At 64.6% G+C, this 20,060-nt stretch carries 17 protein-coding genes and 1 tRNA gene; 8 read left to right on the top strand and 10 right to left on the bottom strand.

The window, feature by feature from the left end:
* Positions 1 to 100 precede the first annotated feature (100 nt).
* From htpX to K6G35_RS16175, 6 genes are all read left to right on the top strand, one after another.
* Positions 101 to 961, top strand: coding sequence for a zinc metalloprotease HtpX (gene htpX, locus K6G35_RS16200; protein ID WP_008641022.1), 861 nt, complete (start codon positions 101 to 103; stop codon positions 959 to 961).
* 145 nt (positions 962 to 1,106) lie between these two features.
* On the top strand, positions 1,107 to 2,480 hold the full coding sequence (gene rsmB, locus K6G35_RS16195; protein ID WP_495675945.1) for a 16S rRNA (cytosine(967)-C(5))-methyltransferase RsmB: 1,374 nt from the start codon (positions 1,107 to 1,109) through the stop codon (positions 2,478 to 2,480).
* A 9-nt stretch (positions 2,481 to 2,489) separates the two neighbouring features.
* Complete coding sequence (locus K6G35_RS16190) at positions 2,490 to 3,320, top strand: DUF4390 domain-containing protein (RefSeq protein ID WP_008641019.1); 831 nt, start codon at positions 2,490 to 2,492, stop codon at positions 3,318 to 3,320.
* Positions 3,317 to 5,800 carry a sensor histidine kinase gene (locus tag K6G35_RS16185; RefSeq protein WP_008641018.1) on the top strand — a complete coding sequence of 828 codons (2,484 nt, stop codon included), beginning with the start codon at positions 3,317 to 3,319 and terminating at the stop codon, positions 5,798 to 5,800. The genes K6G35_RS16190 and K6G35_RS16185 overlap by 4 nt, the downstream gene beginning before the upstream one ends.
* A 56-nt stretch (positions 5,801 to 5,856) precedes the next feature.
* Complete coding sequence (locus K6G35_RS16180) at positions 5,857 to 6,573, top strand: response regulator (RefSeq protein WP_495675944.1); 717 nt, start codon at positions 5,857 to 5,859, stop codon at positions 6,571 to 6,573.
* A gap of 57 nt (positions 6,574 to 6,630) precedes the next feature.
* Positions 6,631 to 6,706, top strand: a tRNA-Phe gene (locus K6G35_RS16175).
* A gap of 117 nt (positions 6,707 to 6,823) precedes the next feature.
* Here the strand turns inward: K6G35_RS16175 and K6G35_RS16170 are convergent.
* The 3 genes from K6G35_RS16170 to K6G35_RS16160 are packed head-to-tail and all read right to left on the bottom strand — an operon-like array spanning position 6,824 to position 9,872.
* A complete protein-coding gene (locus K6G35_RS16170) occupies positions 6,824 to 8,209 on the bottom strand; it encodes a sodium:solute symporter family protein (protein WP_495675943.1) in 1,386 nt (461 codons plus the stop codon).
* Between the two features lie 18 nt (positions 8,210 to 8,227).
* Entirely contained in the window at positions 8,228 to 8,437 is a 210-nt protein-coding gene (locus K6G35_RS16165) for a DUF3311 domain-containing protein (protein ID WP_008641015.1), read from the bottom strand.
* A gap of 13 nt (positions 8,438 to 8,450) precedes the next feature.
* Positions 8,451 to 9,872: an amidase family protein gene (locus K6G35_RS16160; protein WP_495676362.1), complete on the bottom strand. Its 1,422-nt coding sequence runs from the start codon at positions 9,870 to 9,872 to the stop codon at positions 8,451 to 8,453.
* Between the two features lie 193 nt (positions 9,873 to 10,065).
* Here K6G35_RS16160 and K6G35_RS16155 point away from each other — a divergent pair, with 193 nt between their 5' ends.
* Positions 10,066 to 10,974: a LysR substrate-binding domain-containing protein gene (locus K6G35_RS16155; protein WP_495675942.1), complete on the top strand. Its 909-nt coding sequence runs from the start codon at positions 10,066 to 10,068 to the stop codon at positions 10,972 to 10,974.
* Positions 10,975 to 10,983: 9 nt separating this feature from the next.
* Here K6G35_RS16155 and K6G35_RS16150 read toward each other — a convergent pair whose 3' ends face one another.
* The 6 genes from K6G35_RS16150 to K6G35_RS16125 form a co-directional block, all read right to left on the bottom strand.
* Entirely contained in the window at positions 10,984 to 12,465 is a 1,482-nt protein-coding gene (locus K6G35_RS16150) for a dihydrolipoyl dehydrogenase family protein (RefSeq protein ID WP_495675941.1), read from the bottom strand.
* Positions 12,466 to 12,546: 81 nt separating this feature from the next.
* Positions 12,547 to 13,458 carry a patatin-like phospholipase family protein gene (locus tag K6G35_RS16145; protein WP_495675940.1) on the bottom strand — a complete coding sequence of 304 codons (912 nt, stop codon included), beginning with the start codon at positions 13,456 to 13,458 and terminating at the stop codon, positions 12,547 to 12,549.
* Positions 13,459 to 13,466: 8 nt separating this feature from the next.
* Complete coding sequence (locus tag K6G35_RS16140; protein WP_008641008.1) at positions 13,467 to 13,883, bottom strand: PaaI family thioesterase; 417 nt, start codon at positions 13,881 to 13,883, stop codon at positions 13,467 to 13,469.
* A gap of 105 nt (positions 13,884 to 13,988) precedes the next feature.
* Positions 13,989 to 15,503 (bottom strand): tripartite tricarboxylate transporter permease, encoded by a 1,515-nt coding sequence (locus tag K6G35_RS16135; protein WP_008641007.1) that lies wholly within the window; start codon positions 15,501 to 15,503, stop codon positions 13,989 to 13,991.
* A gap of 28 nt (positions 15,504 to 15,531) precedes the next feature.
* Positions 15,532 to 16,005 carry a tripartite tricarboxylate transporter TctB family protein gene (locus tag K6G35_RS16130; RefSeq protein ID WP_008641005.1) on the bottom strand — a complete coding sequence of 158 codons (474 nt, stop codon included), beginning with the start codon at positions 16,003 to 16,005 and terminating at the stop codon, positions 15,532 to 15,534.
* A gap of 229 nt (positions 16,006 to 16,234) precedes the next feature.
* Positions 16,235 to 17,203 carry a Bug family tripartite tricarboxylate transporter substrate binding protein gene (locus K6G35_RS16125; RefSeq protein ID WP_008641004.1) on the bottom strand — a complete coding sequence of 323 codons (969 nt, stop codon included), beginning with the start codon at positions 17,201 to 17,203 and terminating at the stop codon, positions 16,235 to 16,237.
* Positions 17,204 to 17,615: 412 nt separating this feature from the next.
* Here K6G35_RS16125 and K6G35_RS16120 point away from each other — a divergent pair, with 412 nt between their 5' ends.
* Positions 17,616 to 18,110: a hypothetical protein gene (locus tag K6G35_RS16120; RefSeq protein WP_495675939.1), complete on the top strand. Its 495-nt coding sequence runs from the start codon at positions 17,616 to 17,618 to the stop codon at positions 18,108 to 18,110.
* A 61-nt stretch (positions 18,111 to 18,171) separates the two neighbouring features.
* Here K6G35_RS16120 and K6G35_RS16115 read toward each other — a convergent pair whose 3' ends face one another.
* Complete coding sequence (locus tag K6G35_RS16115; protein ID WP_495675938.1) at positions 18,172 to 19,953, bottom strand: cellulose biosynthesis regulator YedQ; 1,782 nt, start codon at positions 19,951 to 19,953, stop codon at positions 18,172 to 18,174.
* Between the last annotated feature and the right edge of the window lie 107 nt (positions 19,954 to 20,060).

Raw genomic sequence — 20,060 nt, 5'->3', positions numbered from 1 at the left:
CCTCCGGCATTGAATTTCCACGGTTCGCACCCTATCTAACCGTTATCGTGTCCACGCAGGGGCGTGGCACGCGACTGACAGACGATCTGGAGATCAAGCCATGTTCAACTGGGTCAAGACCTTCATGCTGATGGCCGCGATCACGGCGCTGTTCGTTGTGATCGGCGGCATGATCGGCGGACGCAACGGCATGACATTCGCCCTGCTGATCGCGCTCGGCATGAACTTCTTCTCCTACTGGTTCTCGGACAAGATGGTCCTGCGCATGTACAACGCGCAGGAAGTGGATGCCAGCACCGCGCCGCAGTTCTACAACATGGTGCACGAGCTTTCGCAGCGTGCCGGCCTGCCGATGCCGCGCGTGTACCTGATCAACGAGGATGCGCCAAACGCGTTTGCCACTGGCCGCAATCCCGAACACGCCGCGGTGGCCGCCACCACGGGCATCCTGCGGGTGCTCTCGGACCGCGAACTGCGCGGCGTGATGGCCCACGAACTCGCGCACGTGAAGCATCGCGACATCCTGACCTCGACCATCGCCGCGACGATGGCCGGCGCCATTTCCGCGCTGGCCAATATGGCGATGTTCTTCGGCGGGCGCGACGAGAACGGCAACCGCTCGAATCCGATTGCCGCCATCGCCGTGGCGATCCTGGCGCCGCTGGCCGCATCGCTGATCCAGATGGCGATCTCGCGGGCACGCGAATTCGAGGCCGACCGCGGCGGCGCGGAGATCAGCGGAGACCCGCAGGCCCTGGCCAGCGCGCTCGACAAGATCCATCGCTACGCCCAGGGCATTCCGTTCCAGGCCGCCGAGGAGCATCCGGCCACGGCGCAGATGATGATCATGAATCCGCTCTCGGGCGGCGGGATCGCGAACCTGTTCTCGACCCACCCCGCCACGGAGGAACGGATCGCGCGCCTGATGCAGATGGCACAGACCGGCACCTACCCGGCCTGACGCGCATTGCCACGTTTCCGGGGGCTCATGCCCGGTAACAGGTAAACTGCCCGCTGTGTTCCGTCAGGAGCCGGCGGGCTTTTTCGTATCCGCACGGGCCCGACGGCCCGTACCACCCGTTTTTTGCAGATTTCCGGTATTTCCCATGCGCCTGCCACCAGATTCCCTTGCCTTCCAGATGCTCGGCGCCGCCGCTGCAGTACGCGGCGTCCATGAAGGCACGGCCCTGCCGCAAGCCATCGAGGACGCCACCAACCTGCTGCGCCTGGACCGCGTGCGCGATGCCGCGACGCGCGGCGCCATCCAGGACCTGGCCTACCGCACCGTGCGGCAGTTCGGCGCCACGCGCGCCCTGGTGACGCAACTGGTCACCCGCCCTCCCGGCGCGCTGGTCGATTCCCTGCTGGCCGTGGCGCTCGCGCTGCTGCTAGAAGGCGAGGAGGGCGATCGTAGCAAGGTCGGACGCGGCGGCTACTCCGACTTCACCGTCGTCGATCAGGCCGTCAGCGCAGCAGCCTCGGAGCCGAAGACCGCCCACGCGCGCGGGCTCGTCAACGCAGTACTGCGCCGGTTCCTGCGTGAGCGCAAGGCCCTGATGGACGCGATCGCCAAGGACGAGGAAGCACGCTGGAACCTGCCCACGTGGTGGCTTGAGCAACTCCGCGCCGCATACCCGGATCGATGGACGGCATTGGCAGAGAGCGTCAATGCCCGCCCGCCAATGACGCTGCGCGTCAACACCAAGCGCCTGTCGGTCGACGAATACCTGAAGGAACTGGCCAACGCGGGCATGGCGGGCACCGCCATCGGCCCTCAGGCCGTGCGGCTGGTTCGGGCATTTCCGGTATCGCAGGTGCCAGGCTTCGCCACCGGCGATGTCTCCGTACAGGATGCCGGCGCCCAGCTTGCCGCGCCGCTCTGCGAAGTTGCCGACGGGATGCGCGTGCTGGACGCCTGTGCGGCCCCCGGGGGCAAGACCGGCCATCTGCTCGAACTGGCCGATATCCACGTGACCGCCGTGGAAAGCGATGCGGAGCGCGCCGCGCGCATTCATGAGAATCTGGCCCGCCTGGACCAGCGTGCCGAGGTCATCGTTGGCGATGCCAGCCGCCCGCAGGACTGGTGGGATGGCCAGCAGTTCGACCGCATTCTGGCCGATGTGCCGTGCTCGGCGTCGGGCATCGTCCGACGCCATCCCGATATCCGCTGGCTGCGCCGCGAATCGGACATCGCGAAGCTTGTCAATGAGCAACGTCGCATCGTGTCGCAATTGTGGTCGCTCCTTAAGCCAGGCGGCATTCTGGTCTATGTGACCTGTTCTATTTTCCCAACGGAGGGCGAAGAGCAGGCGCTCTGGTTTGGTGCCCAGCTCCCAGATGCGATACGATTGCAGGCGCCCGGGCAGCTCCTGCCCGGCACGAAGGCGCAGGAGACGGCCGGCACCGACATGGCCGGCCAGCCAAGCCTGCCATCGGATCACGATGGCTTCTACTACGCCCGCTTCCAGAAACGCGCCTGAATTCCACCGATGCTGAGCACGCCGCGCCTGTTCGACCTACGTGTCCCCGGTCACGCGTTGCGCGAGTGCCCGGCAGACTCGCTGGTGAACACACTCCGCGCATGGTGCGCGGCCACGATGATGATGCTGATGCTGATGGTGCTTGCCCCGCACGCATCGGCGCAGCTCATCGAGACTACCGAGGCCCGCATCGAGTACCAGGACGGCGGGTTCGATCTCGCCGCGTCGTTCGACTTCGACCTGCCGCCCGCGCTGGAAGACGCCCTGCACAAGGGCATCTCGCTCTATTTCGTCGTCGACTTCCAGCTCACGCGCCCACGCTGGTACTGGTTCGACGAGAAGCCGGTCAACACCATGCGCACGGTGCGCATTTCCTATCAGCCGTTGACGCGCCAGTACCGCGTGTCGACCGGTGGCCTGCAATTACCGTTCAGCCGTCTCAAGAGCGCGCTGCAGTTCATCCAGCAAGTACGCGGCTGGCGCGTGTTCGAACGCAACCAGGTCAGGCTCGGCGAGACCTATCACGCCGAAACACGGATGCGCCTGGACCTGTCCCAGCTACCGAAGCCGTTCCAGATCAACGCCGTGAATACGCGTGAGTGGAACCTGTCGTCGGAGTGGAAGCGCTTCAACTACACGGTGCCGACCAACCTCGACGCACCGCCGCCACCGGCCCCGGTAGCACCGCCGCCCGTTGCGCCACCCGCACCGCCGGCCATGCCCGGCTCGTCACCAACGCCCGCTTCGGCCGTCAGCGCGGAACCACGCACGCAGTTCTCGCAAACGCTGTCGAATGCGTTGTCCACGAACCAACTGGTCCAGCCGGTAAGCCAGCCATGAACGGCAATCCGTGGGACAGCAGATTCCGACGCCTGCTCTATCGCGTCGTGGTGGGCATCATCGTCTTCCTGGCGTTGGTACTGGTGGGACTGCTAGCCGGGGCCTCGGCCAATACCGAGTTCTTCGACCGCTATTTCACGCTGCTCTTCAAGATCAACCTCGTTGTCGGCGCCTTGCTGGTGCTGACCGTGGGCGCGCTCGCGTTGACGCTCTGGCTGCGCTATCGCCGCGGCAAGTTCGGCACGCGGCTGATGTCGAAGCTGGCCGTGTTCTTCGGCGTGGTCGGCGTATTGCCGGGCGTTCTGATCTATCTGGTCTCGCTGCAGTTCGTTTCCCGCAGTATCGAGTCGTGGTTCGACGTGCGCGTGGAAACCGCGCTCGAGGCCGGCCTCAATCTCGGCCGCTCCACCATCGACAGCCAGTTGGCCGATCTGCAGGGCAAGGCGCGCTTGATGGCCGACCAGCTGACCGGCTCGAGCGGCATGGCAACGTCGCTGCAACTGAACCGCCTGCGCGAGCAGTACGGCGTACAGGAAGCCGCGATCTTCACCGGCAGCGGACGCGTGCTGGCAACGGCGTCGAGCAGCTATGCGTCGCTGGTGCCGGACCTGCCATCCGGCGTGCTGGCAGAGCAGGCACGCATGGCCGGAGGCTATGCGGCAGTGGAAGGTGGCACCGATCCGTCGACTGGCGACAAACCGCAGCCCAATGTCGATAGCAGCCATCTCTACCGGCTGCGCGTGATCATTCCGCTGGGACCCGCGCCGAGCGCGGCAGCCTCCGACGATCAGGCACAGGCCACTGCAAGTGCTGCCGTGGCCGCGGCGGCGCGTACCCAGCATCCCCCGCCGAAACTCGGCCTGCCCGTGCCGAGTAGTCGTTGGGCAGGCTCGGGCCTGTCCGTGGAGCGTCGCCCCGAGGATGCGCCCGCCACGGGCTTCGGCCTGGTGGGCGACACTGTGCGAGAGGAGCGATACCTGCAGGTCCTGCACCCGGTACCTGGCGTGCTCGCGCGCAATGCCGACGAGGTCCAGCGGGCCTATCAGGAATATCAGGAAAAGGCGCTGGGCCGCACCGGCCTGCGCAAGATGTACATCGGCACGCTGACGCTGACGCTGTTCCTCGCCGTGTTCATCGCCGTGATGCTGGCGCTGCTGCTGGGTGGCCAGCTAGCCCGCCCGCTGCTGATGCTGCTGCAGGGTACGAAGGAAGTGGCGGAGGGCGACCTCTCTCCCAAGCGTGAGCTCAAAAGCCGCGACGAACTCGGGATGCTGACCCAGCAGTTCAACCAGATGACACGTCAGCTTTCTGAAGCGCGCATCGCCGTGGAAGAGAATCGCAGTGCGCTCGAGCAGTCGAAGGCGTATCTGGAAAGCGTGCTGCGGAATCTGACCGCAGGTGTGCTCGTGTTCGACCGGCGCTTTGTGCTGATCACTACCAACCCCGGCGCCGAGCGCATCTTTCGCCAGCCGCTCAACGGTGTGCTGGGCCACCCGGTGGAACAGATCCCCGGCATGAACGACTTCGCGGAGATCGTGCGTCAGGCATTTTCCGAGCAGACCACCAGCGAGGTCCTGGGGGGCGCGCAGCACTGGCAGAAGCAGATCGAGTTGCCGCAGGGCGACGAGGAGCAGCCGCTCACACTGCTGGTTCGCGGCGCGCATCTTCCTGGCGGCAGCCATGACGAACCGGGCTACGTGGTGGTGTTCGACGATATCTCCGACGTGATCTCGGCACAGCGTTCGGTGGCCTGGGGAGAAGTGGCGCGCCGTCTTGCCCACGAGATCAAGAATCCGCTGACACCGATCCAGCTATCGGCGGAACGGCTGCAGATGAAGCTGTCCCCTAAACTTGAGACGTCGGATGCCGAAGTACTGAAACGTGGGGCTGCGACAATCGTCAACCAGGTGGCGGCGATGAAGCGCATGGTCGATGATTTCCGCGACTACGCGCGCACGCCGCCGGCTGTGATGCAGTCGCTGCCGCTCAACGGCCTGGTGTCGGAAGTCCTGCATCTCTACGGCATCGATGACCCTGCCGTGCACGAGCACCCCGTGATCCATCCGACGCTGGACACGGATATGCCTGAAATCAAAGGCGATCCGACCCAACTCAGGCAAGTGATTCACAACCTGTTGCAAAATGCCCAGGATGCGGTGGCGGAAAACGTTGCGGCCGGTAGGGCGGCGCCCCATATCACTCTGCACACCGAGACTGTAGAATACAAAGATTCTGCCGGCGAAGACCGGCAAGCCGTCAAGCTGTCCATAGCGGACAATGGCCCCGGCTTCGCACCACGGATTCTGAGCCGCGCGTTCGAACCCTATGTGACCACGAAGGCCAAGGGCACGGGTCTCGGGCTGGCGATGGTGAAAAAGATCATTGACGAACATGGCGCACGCATCGAGGTGCGCAATCGCATGAACGGCACCGAGATCATTGGCGCTCAGATCTCGATCCTGTTCGTTAAGCTGGCATAGTCAATCTTGCGCACCGGCAACGTCCGGTGACGCTGCGGTGGGGTTAAGAGGAACGTATGGCAACCATCCTCGTAGTCGATGACGAAATGGGTATCCGGGAGCTGCTCTCGGAAATCCTGAGCGACGAAGGCCACGTGGTCGAAGTGGCGGAGAACGCCCAGCAGGCACGCGAGTTCCGTGCAGGCGCGACGCCGGACCTGGTGCTGCTCGATATCTGGATGCCGGATACGGACGGCGTGACGCTGCTCAAGGAGTGGTCGGCACAGGGCTTCCTGACCATGCCGGTCATCATGATGTCCGGCCATGCGACGATCGACACGGCCGTCGAAGCCACCAAGATCGGCGCGCTCAACTTCCTTGAGAAGCCGATCGCGCTGCAGAAGCTGCTGTCCGCCGTCGAGGCAGGGCTGGCCCGTGGCGTCGAGCGCCCACGTGCCGCGCCTTCCGTGGTGGCCACACCTGCCGCCGTCAGCACGGGCGAAGCCGCGGTCTCCGCGATGGCAACTGCCGAAGTACCGGCCGAGGCCATCGCGAACGGCACGGCTACCCGCGGTGTGCCCGAAGGTGAAATGCAGTTCTCGTTCGACATGCCGCTGCGTGAAGCGCGCGACCTGTTCGAGCGTGCGTACTTCGAGTACCACCTGGTGCGCGAACACGGCAGCATGACCCGAGTGGCGGAGAAGACCGGTCTGGAGCGTACCCACCTGTACCGCAAGCTCAAGCAGCTGGGCGTGGAACTGGGCCGCAACAAGCCCGAGCCGACCGAGCAATAAGTGGCTCGACAAAACGCTTGACGAACCAGTTTTGCGCAGTTATAGTTTCGCTTCTTTGGCCCGGTAGCTCAGTCGGTAGAGCAGAGGATTGAAAATCCTTGTGTCGGCGGTTCGATTCCGTCCCAGGCCACCAGATTCAAGCAAAACGGACGCTTCGGCGTCCGTTTTGCTTTTTGCGTTCTGCATTCGGTCGGTTGGAATCGGGCGATGCCCGACCCCGCGACCATCAAGCATCTGGCCTGCTGTGCGACTACGCCGTCGCCTGAAGCCCCTTCGGGGTACGAAGCAGGTTCAGCACCACCATCACCACGACGTTCGCCGCGAGGCAGGGCAGTCCAAGGTTGATGCCACCCAGATCCACCTTCTCGAGATACAGCACGACCGCCATCAACTGGCCGGTCAGGATGCCCAGCACCACCGCGCTTGGCCTGACACGTAGCGAGAACAGGATGACGATCATCCCTGGCAGGAACTGCGTCACGCCGTAGTACGTGGTGTTGATCAGCGTGAGCATCAGGTTCGGCGCCATCAGCGTCATCAGGATTGACACGATCAGGTACACGACGATCACCCCCTTTGCACCCGCCTTCTGCCTGGACTCTGGCAGGTGCGGCAGCAGGTTGCGCGTGACGATGGGACCGATCGCCAGACACATGCCCGTCAGCACCAGCAGGCCCGACAGCGCCGCGGCCGCCGCCACCAGGCCCAGTAGCCAGGAGGGCAACAGGTGGGTGGCCGCCACGAAGAAGGCCTCGTTCGCCGTTGCAAGCGTGTCGCTGCGCGTCAGCGCGTAGTACGACGCCAGTACCAGGAACGGATACATCAGCATGTACAGCGGCATGGCCACTTGCGTGCGGCGGATCGTATCGGCGCTTTTCGCCGTGTAGATGAACTGCACCGAGATCGGCATCATGTAGAAGCCAAGCGACTGGAACAGGATCGTGCTCATCGAAAAGCGTAGCTGCTCGTCGTTCATCCGGTTGCTGACCTGCTCGCTCGCCACGTGGAAGACCTTCGCCACGCCGACCTCGCCCGCAACCGCCAGACCCGTCACCACGATCGCCACCACCATCAGCACGTCCTTGAGCACCGCCACGTAGGCCGACGAACGCACGCCGGATATGGCGATGTACGTGAAGGCGAGCACCGCCGCGATCAGGACCAGATGGAGCGGCTGGAAGCTCCAGCCTAGCCCCCGGAACGCGGCGATCAGGCCCGTGAACTGTAGCTGCGCCATCGGCAACAGGAACAGGATCGACGACAGCGCGACCACGAACTCCACGGCGCGGTTGTCGAAGTGGCCCTTGAACAGGTCAGCCAGTGTGATGGCATTGAAGCGCTGGCCGGCCTCCCATATCTTCGGCGCCAGGAAGTATCCAAGCGGATAGGCCAGCAGGATATAGCCCAGGAACCAGATGCCGTAGGTCGGCCCCTTCGCGTAGATGCCGCCGGCGAAGCCCACCATCGTGGCCACGCTGTAGATCTCGCCAGCCGCCAGGAAGAACACGAGGAACGCGCCGAACTGCCGGGACGCGACGAAGAAGTCATGAGCGCTTTGCGACCCCGTTCCCTTGCGCGAACGCAGGGCCAGGTACAGCGACAGGACGATGAAGCCGAGGAAAACCGCTGTCGACATAAGAGTGGCTCCCGGAAGTCAGGCGTCCAGCCGACGCTCGGCGTCGACAGGACGATCGAAGAAGCGCCAGCAGACGTAGAGGCACACCGACGTCAGCACGAACCAGGCGAACATCCACGCATAGATGAATGGCACGCCGAGCACGAAGGTGTCCACCGACGCAACCCAGGGCAGCAGCCCCAGCACGCCAACGTAGGGAATGCCGATGCCGATCAGTAGCTTGAGCATGACCGGACTCCTTTCAGCGCGCGGCCGACGTCTGGGGATCGATCGGCGTCATCACGCCGCAGCGCGCCTCGATGGCCTCGCCCGCGGACAGGATCAGGCTTTCCTGAAAGCGTCCGGCTACCAGTTGCACACCCATTGGCAAGCCTCCTGCCAATCCAGTGGGCACGGACAGCCCGGGCAGGCCGAGAATTGCCGTTGCGAGCATCGGACTCTGCGCGTCGAGGATGTGGCGCGCGGCATCAGCGCCCTGACGGTCCGCGTCGATCAGGAACGGGCGTTGCCAGGACACGGGCATCAGCAGCAGCGGGTAGCGTTCGAAGAACTGCTGCCACTCGCGCAGCAGCGTGGTGCGTCGCGCCAGGGCGTTCATGTATCCGGCGAGATCCAGCGATGCTGTCTGACGTCGTTGGGTGCCGATGGCAGCGCGCACGGCATCGTCGCCCTCACGCTCGATGATGTCGCCCAGGCCAGCGGCCAGTTCGTTCATCGTCAGTGCCAGCCACAGGTCGGTCGCCTCCTGCAATCGAGGTGGCACGACTTCCTCTATCACGCAGCCGGCATCCTCAAGCCAGCGGGCCGCCTGCCTTACGGCGGCCGTGACCGCTTCGTCAGCCGTGAAGCCCGGCAGGGTTGCGCAGACAGCAATGCGTGTCGGAAAGGTCTTGTGAGCGCTACCAACCGAGGCCGAAGCCTGCCAGGGGTCACGGCTGTCCGGCGCGGCCATCGCGGTCAGCGCCAGACGCAGGTCGCCTACCGTGCGTGCGAGCGGCCCCTGCACGGACGATAGCTGCGCGCCCATCGTGCGCTCACGCAACTGCGAGGGATTGAAGGCCGGCACCAGACCCTGTGTCGGGCGCAGCCCGGCAACACCGCAAGCATAGGCCGGATAGCGAATCGAGCCGCCCTGGTCATTGCCGTGCGCGATGGCGCCGATACCGGCCGCCACCGCAGCCGAGGCGCCGCCGCTGGACCCGCCCGGTGTATGGCTGGCGTTCCACGGATTGAGGGTACGGCCATGCAGGTCGTTGTCAGTGAACCAGCGCAGCGAGAATGCCGGCGTGTTGGTGCGGCCGATGATCACGGCGCCGGCCTTGCGGAGATTGGCAACCACCGGGCTGTCCACGCTGGCCACCGTGTCCTGGAACGCCACCACGCCATTGGTCGTGGCACGGCCCGCCATGTCGACGTTGACCTTCACCGTCACGGGAACACCATGCAGCGGCCCAAGCGACTCGCCCCGGGCCAGCGCCGCATCGGCGTCGGCCGCTGCCTGCATCGCCTCGTACGCCAGCACGTCGACGACGGCATTGATCGACGGATTGACAGCGTCCAGTCGGGCCAGGCTACTGGCAACAACCTCCACCGACGATACCTCGCGCTTTGCGATCTGGCTGGCCGCCTCGGCCGCGCTCCAACGCCACAGCTCGTTGCTCACGTTGCTCATGCGTCTGTCTCCTGTTTCCGTGTTTTGAGTTTTGTGTTCGGCCGCCTGTGGGGCTGACGGCACGTCGGAGAAAGACTAGTCCGCTATGATGCATACCAAAAGACAATACTTTTCCGATGGTGACCACTAGGAGTTGTCATCATTTGCGGCGCGGCAGGACACCTGCCCTGGGGAGACAACACACATGCGGGACCATCAATTGAAAGCGTGGCTGCGGCTGGTCGAAACCGGCAGCATCCGTGGCGCCGCGCGCAGTCTGCACCTGAGCCAGGCAGCGATCACGAAGGCCATTCGCGAACTGGAAGAAGACCTCGATGCGCCGCTGATCGTCAGAAGCTCGCGCGGTATCACGCTCACCGAGTGCGGCCGCCAGCTGACCGTCCGCGCGCGGCAGTCGCAGAACCAGCTCACGCTCGCGCGCCAGGACATCCGTCAGCTGATGGGCGGTGAAAAAGCCCGCGTGTCGGTCGCGGTGACGCCGATGGTCTTCCTGAGTGTGCTCCCCGATGTCCTGCGAGATTTCCGGCGCAGCATGCCACTGGCCGACCTGACGCTCGAAGAGGGCCTGATGCCCGCGGTATTGCCCGCGCTGCGCGCCGGCACGGTCGACTTCGCGATTGCCGCGCTGATTCCGGAAACGCTGGGCAGCGAGTTCGATTTCGAGCCCTTGAAGATGCTCGACGTCATGATCGCGGGCCGCCGTGGACACCCGCTGGCCAACGCCACGCGCTGGGAAGAACTGGTGGAGTGCGACTGGCTGATGCAGCTATCGCCAGGCAGCCAGCACACCTTCCTGCTCGATCAGTTGCAGCAACTCGGCCTGCCGCTTCCCCGGCGCATCATCAAGACCAATACGTTTGGCGTGACGTCGAGTCTGCTGGTCAGCACCGATGCGGTGTCGACGATCCCGAGCAGCATCCTGAAGGTGGGTCCCCAGTCGGAGCAGCTCACGCGCATTCCCGTGGACGTACCGCTGCGGCCCCTGGTGCTCGGCATCGTGACGCTGCGCGACAACCCGCTCTCGCTGGCCGCCACGCGATTCTCGAACCTGTTTCGCGAAGCACTGTCGCGCGTGAATCCGGCGCTGGACTAGTTCGCATCCCTAGCCGAACAGTTCCTCCGCCACCGTGGGATGCAGTGGCATCGTCGTCTTCAGATGCGCATCTTTCACGCCGAGGCGCAGTGCGACGGCAAAGGTCTGGATGATCTCCGGCGCGGCGTTGTCCATCAGGTGCGCACCCAGCACCCGCCCGCTGCGCGCGTTGAACACCAGCTTGAATACCGATGGCTGCGCCACACCGCCGAAGCGGTTCTCCAGCGACACGAATCGCTTGATCTCGGTGCGCACGCGATCGGCTCTACCGCCTGCGGCTTCGATCGCCTGTGCCTCAGTCAATCCCACCGCTCCGATCGCGGGTTCGCTGAACACGGCGGTCGGCACGAAATCGAAATCGGCGATATCACCACGTTTGCCGAACAACCGGTCGGCAAGCCAGCGCCCCTGCGCGATGGCTACCGGCGTCAGATGCAGATTCCGATCCATGCAGTCGCCGATCGCATGGATCGAGCGCACCGTGGTGCGGAACTGCCGATCGACGCAAATGCCGCCGCGTTCGCCAAGCTGCACGCCAAGCGCATCGAGCCCGAGTTCGGCGATGCTGGGCCGGCGCCCGATCGCCGCGAGCATCGCCTGTGCGCGCACGGTCTGCGTGCGGCCAGGATTGTTCTGCTGCGTGTAGCAGACTTCCGTCGCGCCGTTGGCCTGCGACAGCATCGTCACGTCGGCCCTGAAATGGAGTCGCACGCCCTTTGCCGCGAGTGCCTCGGCCAGCGCCGCGGCAATATCGTGATCGAACTTCGGCAGCAGGCGATCTCCGCGCACCAGCAGGTCCACTTTCACGCCATAGCGCGAGAGAATCGACGCCATCTCCACGGCAATGTAGCCGCCGCCGATCACGGCGATCGATGCAGGCACGGTCTGCCAGGTGAAAACGTCATCGGACGAACTCGCCAGTTCGCCGCCCGGAACGGGCAGGGCGAGGGGATGCGCGCCAGTGGCGATCAGCGTCTTGCGCGTGCGGATGATCTCGTTGCCGACCACCACCTCGTCCGCTCCACTGAGCCGCGCATCGCCATGCAGGATCTCGACGCCGGCCTCATTGAGCCGCTGCGCGTACGACGCATTGAGCCGCGCCACTTCGGCATTCACGCGCACACTGGCATCACGCCAGTCTTCCTTGCCGCCGGTATGCGACAGGCACGTCGAGAGGATCGACGCCCAGTTCGCGCCATAGGAAAGCATCTTCTTTGGCACGCAACCGCGATTCACGCAGGTGCCGCCAATGGCGTCGCGCTCGACCAGTATCACGCGTGCGCCATGCGATGCCGCGCGGCGCGCCGCGGCCACGCCACCGGAGCCTGCGCCGATCACGACGAAATCCGCTTCACGCGTGGTGGGCCGCACGGAACGCTTGCGGCGCGGCACACGCTCGACAACCGGCTCCGCGCTAACCTCGCTAGCGCGGCGCCGGGCTTTTGCCGTTGTCTTCGTGGTGGTCGCCGTTGATGCCTGACGCTTAGTCATTCATGCCTCCTTGCCTGGCAGCCCTTGGCCGCATTGCACATTGCACACACGATCGACCGGCGCCAATCTGGCGCATACCACTCAAGACGCCGGCAACAATTCCTCTCTGATCTCGGGCCACTCGCGCAGGAACGTTTCCGCATCGCGGCAGCCCAGGTCGTACGCATGCGTCATCGCCTCGGGCCGGGTGTAATCCCAGCTCGAAATCGGCACACGCATCGACGGTTGCAGATACAGGCGACGCTGGCCGTCCACCTCGAGCACGAAGCGGCGCGGGCGTGGATACAGCCTGGTCACCAGCACCAGCACATTGCCCGGCGTGGCATCGAGCGCATCGACGGGGACGTTGTCGACCAGCCCGCCGTCGAGCACCGCGCGGCCACCCCGGCGAAGTACTGGCGTGAACGGTGGCGTCGATGCCGATTGCAGCAGCAGATCGGCCAGATCCTCGGGCGACCGGCAATCCTGCGCGCGCACGAACTCCGGATGAAAGCCAAGCTTGCGGCCCAGCCTCGGATGCAGTGTCTTGAGCAGGTGCTTGTCGATGTTGTACGCGAGCAGTCCGGCCGCTACGGCCAGACGCGGGCCGCTCCAGCGCGGGATATGCGCGACGCCGATGCGAATCTCCGGCGCTTCCTGCAATCGCTCCAGACGGCTGTCGCCAAACAGCGAAAGCAATGCGTTGCGATAGATGCCGTAGTGCGGAAATACGCGTTCGCGCCGCAGCAGGTTGCCCCAGTACGCATTGCGCGAATTGTTGGCCAGCACCTCGCGGTAGTAGGCCATGGTCTGCTTCGAATCATTGGCGTAGACCATGCACGCCGTCGCCGCGCCCGCCGAGATGCCGGCGATCACGCGCGGCCGCAGTTTCAGCTCTGGCTCCACGGTGTCCCACCATCCGGCCTGCCACCAGCAGCGGTTGCCACCACCAGCGAAAACGATCTGGTCGAACGGCTGCGTACCTGTCGAAGGGAGGGAAGTGGAGGTCGACATGCCGGCGTTCAAAGCAGCGCGTAGGTGGTAGTGGCCTGCACGGCGAGCTTGCCGTCCTTGCCAGTGAGTTCGATCTCGCCGAACACCACGGTCTTGCCGAGCCGCAACACGTTGGCGCGCACAAGCACATCGCCGTCGATCACGGGACGCATGAAGTTGGTGGTGAGGCTGACGGTCGTCATCGGGCGGAAGTTGCCCAGGGCGTTCGCGATGGCGACGATCATCGCCGTGTCCGCCGCGGACATCAGCACCTGCCCGCACACCACGCCGCCGGCGTGGCGAAGGCTTTCGCTGAAAGGCAGACGCAGTGTCACGCCATCGGCATCGACGGCTTCGGCACGCAGGCCAAGCTCACGCACCCAGGGGGCCAGCACGCGTTCGAGCGTGGCGTCGATGTCGGCTAGCGTGAAAGTGGATTCGGGCACGGTCCGTGTCTCCTCGGCGCACGATGTTGTTTGCGCCAATGATACAGGGGGCCGAAGCCCCCTGCCCAAACCCGCCGGGCCGCCCCGAAGGGCGGAACCTGGGATTTATGCCGCGTTGTCCGCTTCCGCGCGCGCGGTCGTGCGGCTGGCGTGCCAGCGCAGCAGACGCGGGAGCACCACCACCGCCACGGTCATGGCCAGGATGGTTGCCGAGATCGGCTGCTTGATGAACAGGCTCCAGTCGCCCTGACCAATCGACAGCGCATTGCGAAGCTGCTTCTCGGCCATCGGCCCCAGAATCAGGCCGACGATGACTGGCGCGGTCGGGAAATCGAAGCGGCGCATCGCCATGCCGAGCAGGCCGATCACGAACAGCAGCAGCAGATCGAACCACGACTGGCGGATGCCATACGCACCCAGGCCGGCGAAGATCAGAATGCCACCGTACAGCAGCGGCGTCGGCACGCGCAGCATGCGCACCCACAGGCCGATTGCCGGCAGGTTCAGCACCAGCAGCATCACGTTGCCGATATACAGCGAAGCGAGCAGGCCCCACACCAGATCGCCCGAGGTCTGGAACAGCATCGGACCCGGTTGCAGGTTGTAGTTCTGGAACGCCGCCAGCAGGATTGCCGTGGTGTTCGAAGTCGGGATGCCCAGCGTCAGCAGCGGGGCCAGCGTGGCGGTCACCGCGGCGTTGTTGGCGGCCTCGGGGCCAGCCACGCCTTCGATCGCGCCAACGCGGCCGAACTCGTCCTTGTGGTCGGACAGCTTCTTCTCGGCGGCATACGACAGGAACGTCGGAATCTCCGCGCCGCCGGCCGGAATCAGGCCGAACGGGAAGCCGATAACCGTGCCGCGAATCCAGGCCGGCACCGAGCGCTTCCAGTCCGACTTGTTCATGTGGACCGAGCTCAGTTTGTTGAACGAGCCTTCGGGCTGCGGGAAGAAGGCGTTGAACAGCGCCTCGCCCACTGCGAACAGGCCCACGGCCACCACGACGATGTCGATACCATCGTAGAGTTCCTGCACGTCCATCGAATAGCGTGTCTGGCCGGACAGCGAATCCATGCCGATCAGGCCGATACCAAGACCCAGGAACAGGCTGGTCATGCCGCGCAGCAGCGACGAACCGAGCACGGCCGAAACGGTCGTGAAGGCCAGCAGCATGATCATGAAGTACTCGCCCGGGCCAAACTGCAGCGCCACGTCGGCAGCCACCGGCGCGAACATCGACAGCAGCACCGTGGCGATCGTGCCGGCCACGAAGGAACCGATCGCGGCCGTGGCCAGCGCGGGGCCCGCACGGCCGTTCTTGGCCATCAGGTTGCCTTCCATCGCGGTGACCATCGTGGACGACTCGCCCGGCGTGTTCATCAGGATCGAGGTCGTCGAGCCACCGTACATCGCGCCGTAGTAGATGCCGGCGAACATGATCAGCGCGGCGGTCGGTTCCACCTTCGCGGTCAGCGGCAGCAGCATCGCCACGGTCAGCGCCGGGCCGATGCCCGGCAGCACGCCGATCGCGGTGCCCAGGAAGCAGCCCACCAGGGCCCACATCAGGTTAAGCGGCGTGATGGCCACGGCAAAGCCGTGCATCAACTGGTTCAAGGTATCCATGTTTCGTTCCTCCCGTTGGGGTGCGGGCTCAGAAGCCCGCTACCGGCAGCAGCGGCAGGTTGATGCCGAGCAAGAATTCGAACAGCGCCCACATCGGCACCGTGATGAGCAGGCCGATCAGCGCGTCACGCACGATGCGGCGGCTGCCATAGCCACGCGCCACGCACACCATCATCAGCGTCGACGAGAACACGAAGCCCAGCGTGCCGATCAGCGCCATGTTGGCCACCAGCCCCAACGCCACCCACAGGAAGCCCTTGAAGTTGTGCGGCGCCGACGGCAGTTCGGCATCCTCTTCGGGCATGTTGCGGAAGCCGCCGCGCACGCCTTGCCACGTCAGCAGCGCGCCGCACACCGCCAGGCCGATGGCCACCAGCGTGGGGACGAAGCGCGGCGACAGGCCGGCATAGCCTTCATCGCCGGAAATACCCGGCAATCCGGCAAAGAAGAAGGCGGACACCGCCAGGATGGCGACGCCGATGGAGACGTGGGATGGTTTCATGATGGGGCTCTCGGATGGTCCTGCCACCCGCACGGTCACGGGGCCCGGTGACGATATGGTTTGTTTTTTCGGTGCATCGCAGGTGGCGGCACCGGGCCCCGTGCCGCTCTCCGCACCGCCGGACATGACGGTCGGCGGCCGGGCGGGAACGACAGGGTGAAACGAACTTCCGCGTGCTTGCTGGTCGTCGGGGACCGCGGCTTGCGCGCCGGGCCCCTGTGGAGCGGTCTTACTTGGCGACGCCGAGTTCGCGCAGCGTGCCACCCAGGCGGGCGGATTCCGCGTCGACGAACTTGCCGAACTCGTCGCCGGTCAGCAGGAACGGCGTCCAGTCGTTCTTCTGCAGCGCGTCCTTCCAGACCGGGTTCTCGGTGCCCTTGACCACGGCGTCGATCATCGCCTTGCGCTGTTCGGCCGAGATGCCAGGCGCGCCATAAACACCGCGCCAGTTGTAGATCTCGACGTTGATGCCTTGCTCCTTGAGCGTCGGGATATCGGCGGTGCGATCCTTCGACGTCACGGCCAGCGCGCGCATCTTGCCGGTCTTGATGAACGGCAGGAACTCGGACACGCCAGCGATACCGACGGTCACGTGACCGCCCAGGATCGATGCCGAGGCTTCACCACCGCCCTGGAACGGCACATAGTTGATCTTCTTCGGGTCCACGCCAGCTTCCTTGGCGATCAGGCCAGCCAGGATGTGGTCGATCGAACCCTTCGAACCGCCGCCCCAGCTCACGCTGCCCGGATTGGCCTTCAGCTGCGTGGTCAGGTCCTTGATCGACTTGATCGGCGAGCTGGCCGGCACCGTCAGCACCATCGTGTCCGCGAACAGGCGCGCGATCGGCGTGGCGTTCTTCAGGGTCACCGGCGGGTGGTTCGTCTCGATCGCGCCGACCATCACGGCGCCGGTCACGATCAGCGCGTTCGGGTTGCCCTTGTCGGTGTTGACGAACTGGGTCAGGCCGATGGTGCCGCCCGCGCCGCCCTTGTTGTCATAGGAGGCGCTCTTGGCCGCGCCAGCTGCCACCATTGCCGCGCCGATGGTGCGGCCAGTCTGGTCGAAACCGCCACCGGGGTTGGCGCCAATCATGACCTTGAGGGAGTCCACAGCGTAGGCCGGAGCGGCCACCACGGCGGCGGCCAGCGTCGCGGAGGCGACGAAGGCGTGCGTGAAACGGGCGAACGAGCGATTCATCAATGCTGTCTCCTGTCTTTATTGGAATGTTGTGGTTGTACTGAGAGAACGGCCACGATGTATTTGGCCAGACTGCCGAAGGCATGGACATCGGCGATCATGGCCCGAATTCTAGATGGCCGAAACTGTCAAATGCCTGTCAAAACGTCAGCAAATGTGTTGGGGTTTACGTGGTGTTGTTTGCTTTGTCTGCCGTCGCAGGTCGTTGCCGCTGTCGCATTTCGGCATCGCCGGCTGGGGGGGAAATCTGATCTAAACATCTTTGACTTGGCGGCCGACATACATCTCACTACGATGGATTTCAGTTGCCTGCCGCACGGACGGAGCAATGACAAGAACGATCCGGACCGACGCACGACGATGCGAATCGGCCGATAAAACAGAAGTTTCAATGGGTGTCACTGGGGTCAAGATGGATACGATAATCAAGGCGTCGGACGGCTGGGTGCCGGAACTTGGCGCGGCAAGCGATCGCGGCCTGTGGAAAAGCACCATGGCAGCGGCCAACCAGGCGCTGGAAGCGGCCAAAGGCATGCAGGCGGCCGTCAGCCAGTCGCTCAAGCTCCAGCGCAAGATCACCGCGCTGCGTGACGAACTGCACCGCATGGAAGCCGAACGCGATCTCTATCGCGACCTGCATTCCCGCACGATCGACGAACTCAATCACACGCTCGACCTGAGCCCCGCCGAATGGCAGCGCCTGCGCGCGGAGAACGAGACGCTGCAGATCCGCCATCGCGCCTACAAGCTGCTGGTGCAGCACTACGCGCGCAACGGCCTGGCGATTGAACCCGCAGTCTTCGCCGAGCAACGCAGCCGCGTTCAGCAACACATCCTGTTTCAGCGTCGCAAAGGGATTCCGGTGTCGGTCATCACTGCCGACGACATCGCGTTTCTCGTGCGCTGAGTTGAAATGCGCAATGGATTTGCGCGGGGCGCACTTGCCGTATCCCCGCGCAAGGAGCTGGTCATGAATTGCCTTGTCGCTGCATCGATGGCACCGCTGCACTACCGGCCGGCGCATCCGGCGCATCCGGCGCATCCGTTGCGCATACCCGATTGCGCCCCGCTTCCTTGGCGACATAGAGCCGGCGGTCGGCCACTGCCAGCATGGCGTCGAGTGTCTGGCATCCGTCGGTCCCGGCTTCTGCAACACCAATAGACACGGTGAAGCGGATGCGTCCGTCGCCCGCGTCGGGGTGCGGCGCGTCGGGTGCAGCCTCGACGGACGCGGCTTCCACGGCCAGGCGCAGGCGCTCGGCCGCTGCCACGGCTTCAACCGCCGAGGCGCCCGGGAGCAGTACCGCGAATTCCTCGCCGCCAAGGCGGGCTGGAAAATCGATCTCGCGCAAGTGCTTGCGCATCAGTTCCGCCATCGCCATGAGCACGCAATCGCCGCTGGCGTGGCCCCATTTGTCGTTCACGCGCTTGAAGAAGTCAATGTCGAGCATCAGCATGGCCAGCGGCGTGCCATCGCGCTGCCGGCGGGCCGTCTCTTTTTTGAACTGTTCGCTAAAGCGGCGCCGGTTGGCGAGTTGCGTCAAGGGATCGGTCTCGGCCATCTGCTGGAGTTTCCTGCCGGCGGCCAGATAGTGGTCAAACAGCAGCGTCACCACACGCAGCGTGACATACATCAGCACAGGCAGCAGGAACCAGATCGTCAGCAATGGCAAGCTGAGGCGCCGGGCCACCGTCGCATAGACATCGTATTCGTCGAGCGTGTCCACCATTAGCCAGTTTCCGGCATTGCCCACGCGCTGGAAATACACATACTGGCCGTTGACGTGCCGCATGCCCGTGCCTTGCGAGATGAGGTCCGACACCGCCGTATTGCGCAGGTCCCCGGCGAAATCGTCGGGCCAGCGCAGATTGGTCTTGCCTCCGGTCTGACTCGAGACGATGACATTGCCGTTGCGGTCCAGCAGGTAGCGATGAGACCCCAGGATCTCCGGCAAGCCAATCAGGTCACGCAGACGGCGAATCTCCAGGTCCACGGCCACCACGCCACGGAAGCGTTGCGCGACGTAGACCGGCACGCTCAGTGTGGTGCGCAGTTGCGTGCTTTCGAATTGCGTGTAGACCTGCGCCCAGCGCATTTCGTGGCTGGGGTCGCGATCGGGAAGCAGGCTGCGGTAATAGTCGATCCCGCTGAAGCGTTTGATCAGGGCAGGAGCCCTGTCCGGTGGCAACGCGGGATATGTCACGTAAAAGCCGTTGGTCGAGATGAACGTCACCGTGCCATCGGGACGGTCGCTGCGCTGGCTGACGCCCAGCACATGGCTGAGCTGACGCGCCGCCTGCAGATCCGCCCGCAAGTCCTCGTCGCGCCGTTCGAAACCCTGCAGTCCTTTCAGGATCTGGGGCGACACCCCCACGATCGGCGCGTCGCCAAGCGGCACCTGCAATTCCCAGACAGGTTCATTGCGTGCCGCATAGGCACGTTCGATATCGCCGTCAGTAGACGCTTTCGTACCCTGCTGGAGTTCGAGAAGCTGCTGCGCGTAATCGCGCACGAACGATAGCTTGAACCGTTCCGCATTGATAACCGCTTCCGCGCCAAGTGCGCGCAGCGCCAGATCGTGTTGATGCAGGATCAGGACGCGCTCGCGCAGCAGGTACAGGTCGCGCATCGCCACGACAAGCATCAGCAGCATCGCCAGGCCAAATCCCACCACCACCACGCGCTGCGGATATATCAGTGCCGCACGCGGCAGCCAGCGCGGCCGCGGAAGCAGTTTGTGCCATGCCATTGGACGTCTCCGGCAAGCCCGCATCTTGCGGGTACTGCGACGACGGATTCAGGAATGATGGTACCGATATGCTGGCACAGTGTAGAGCACACGACGACGTCTGGCGC

The sequence above is a fragment of the Cupriavidus sp. HY129 genome (genome assembly GCF_059492215.1).
This window is presented reverse-complemented; position numbering and strand designations above follow the sequence as displayed.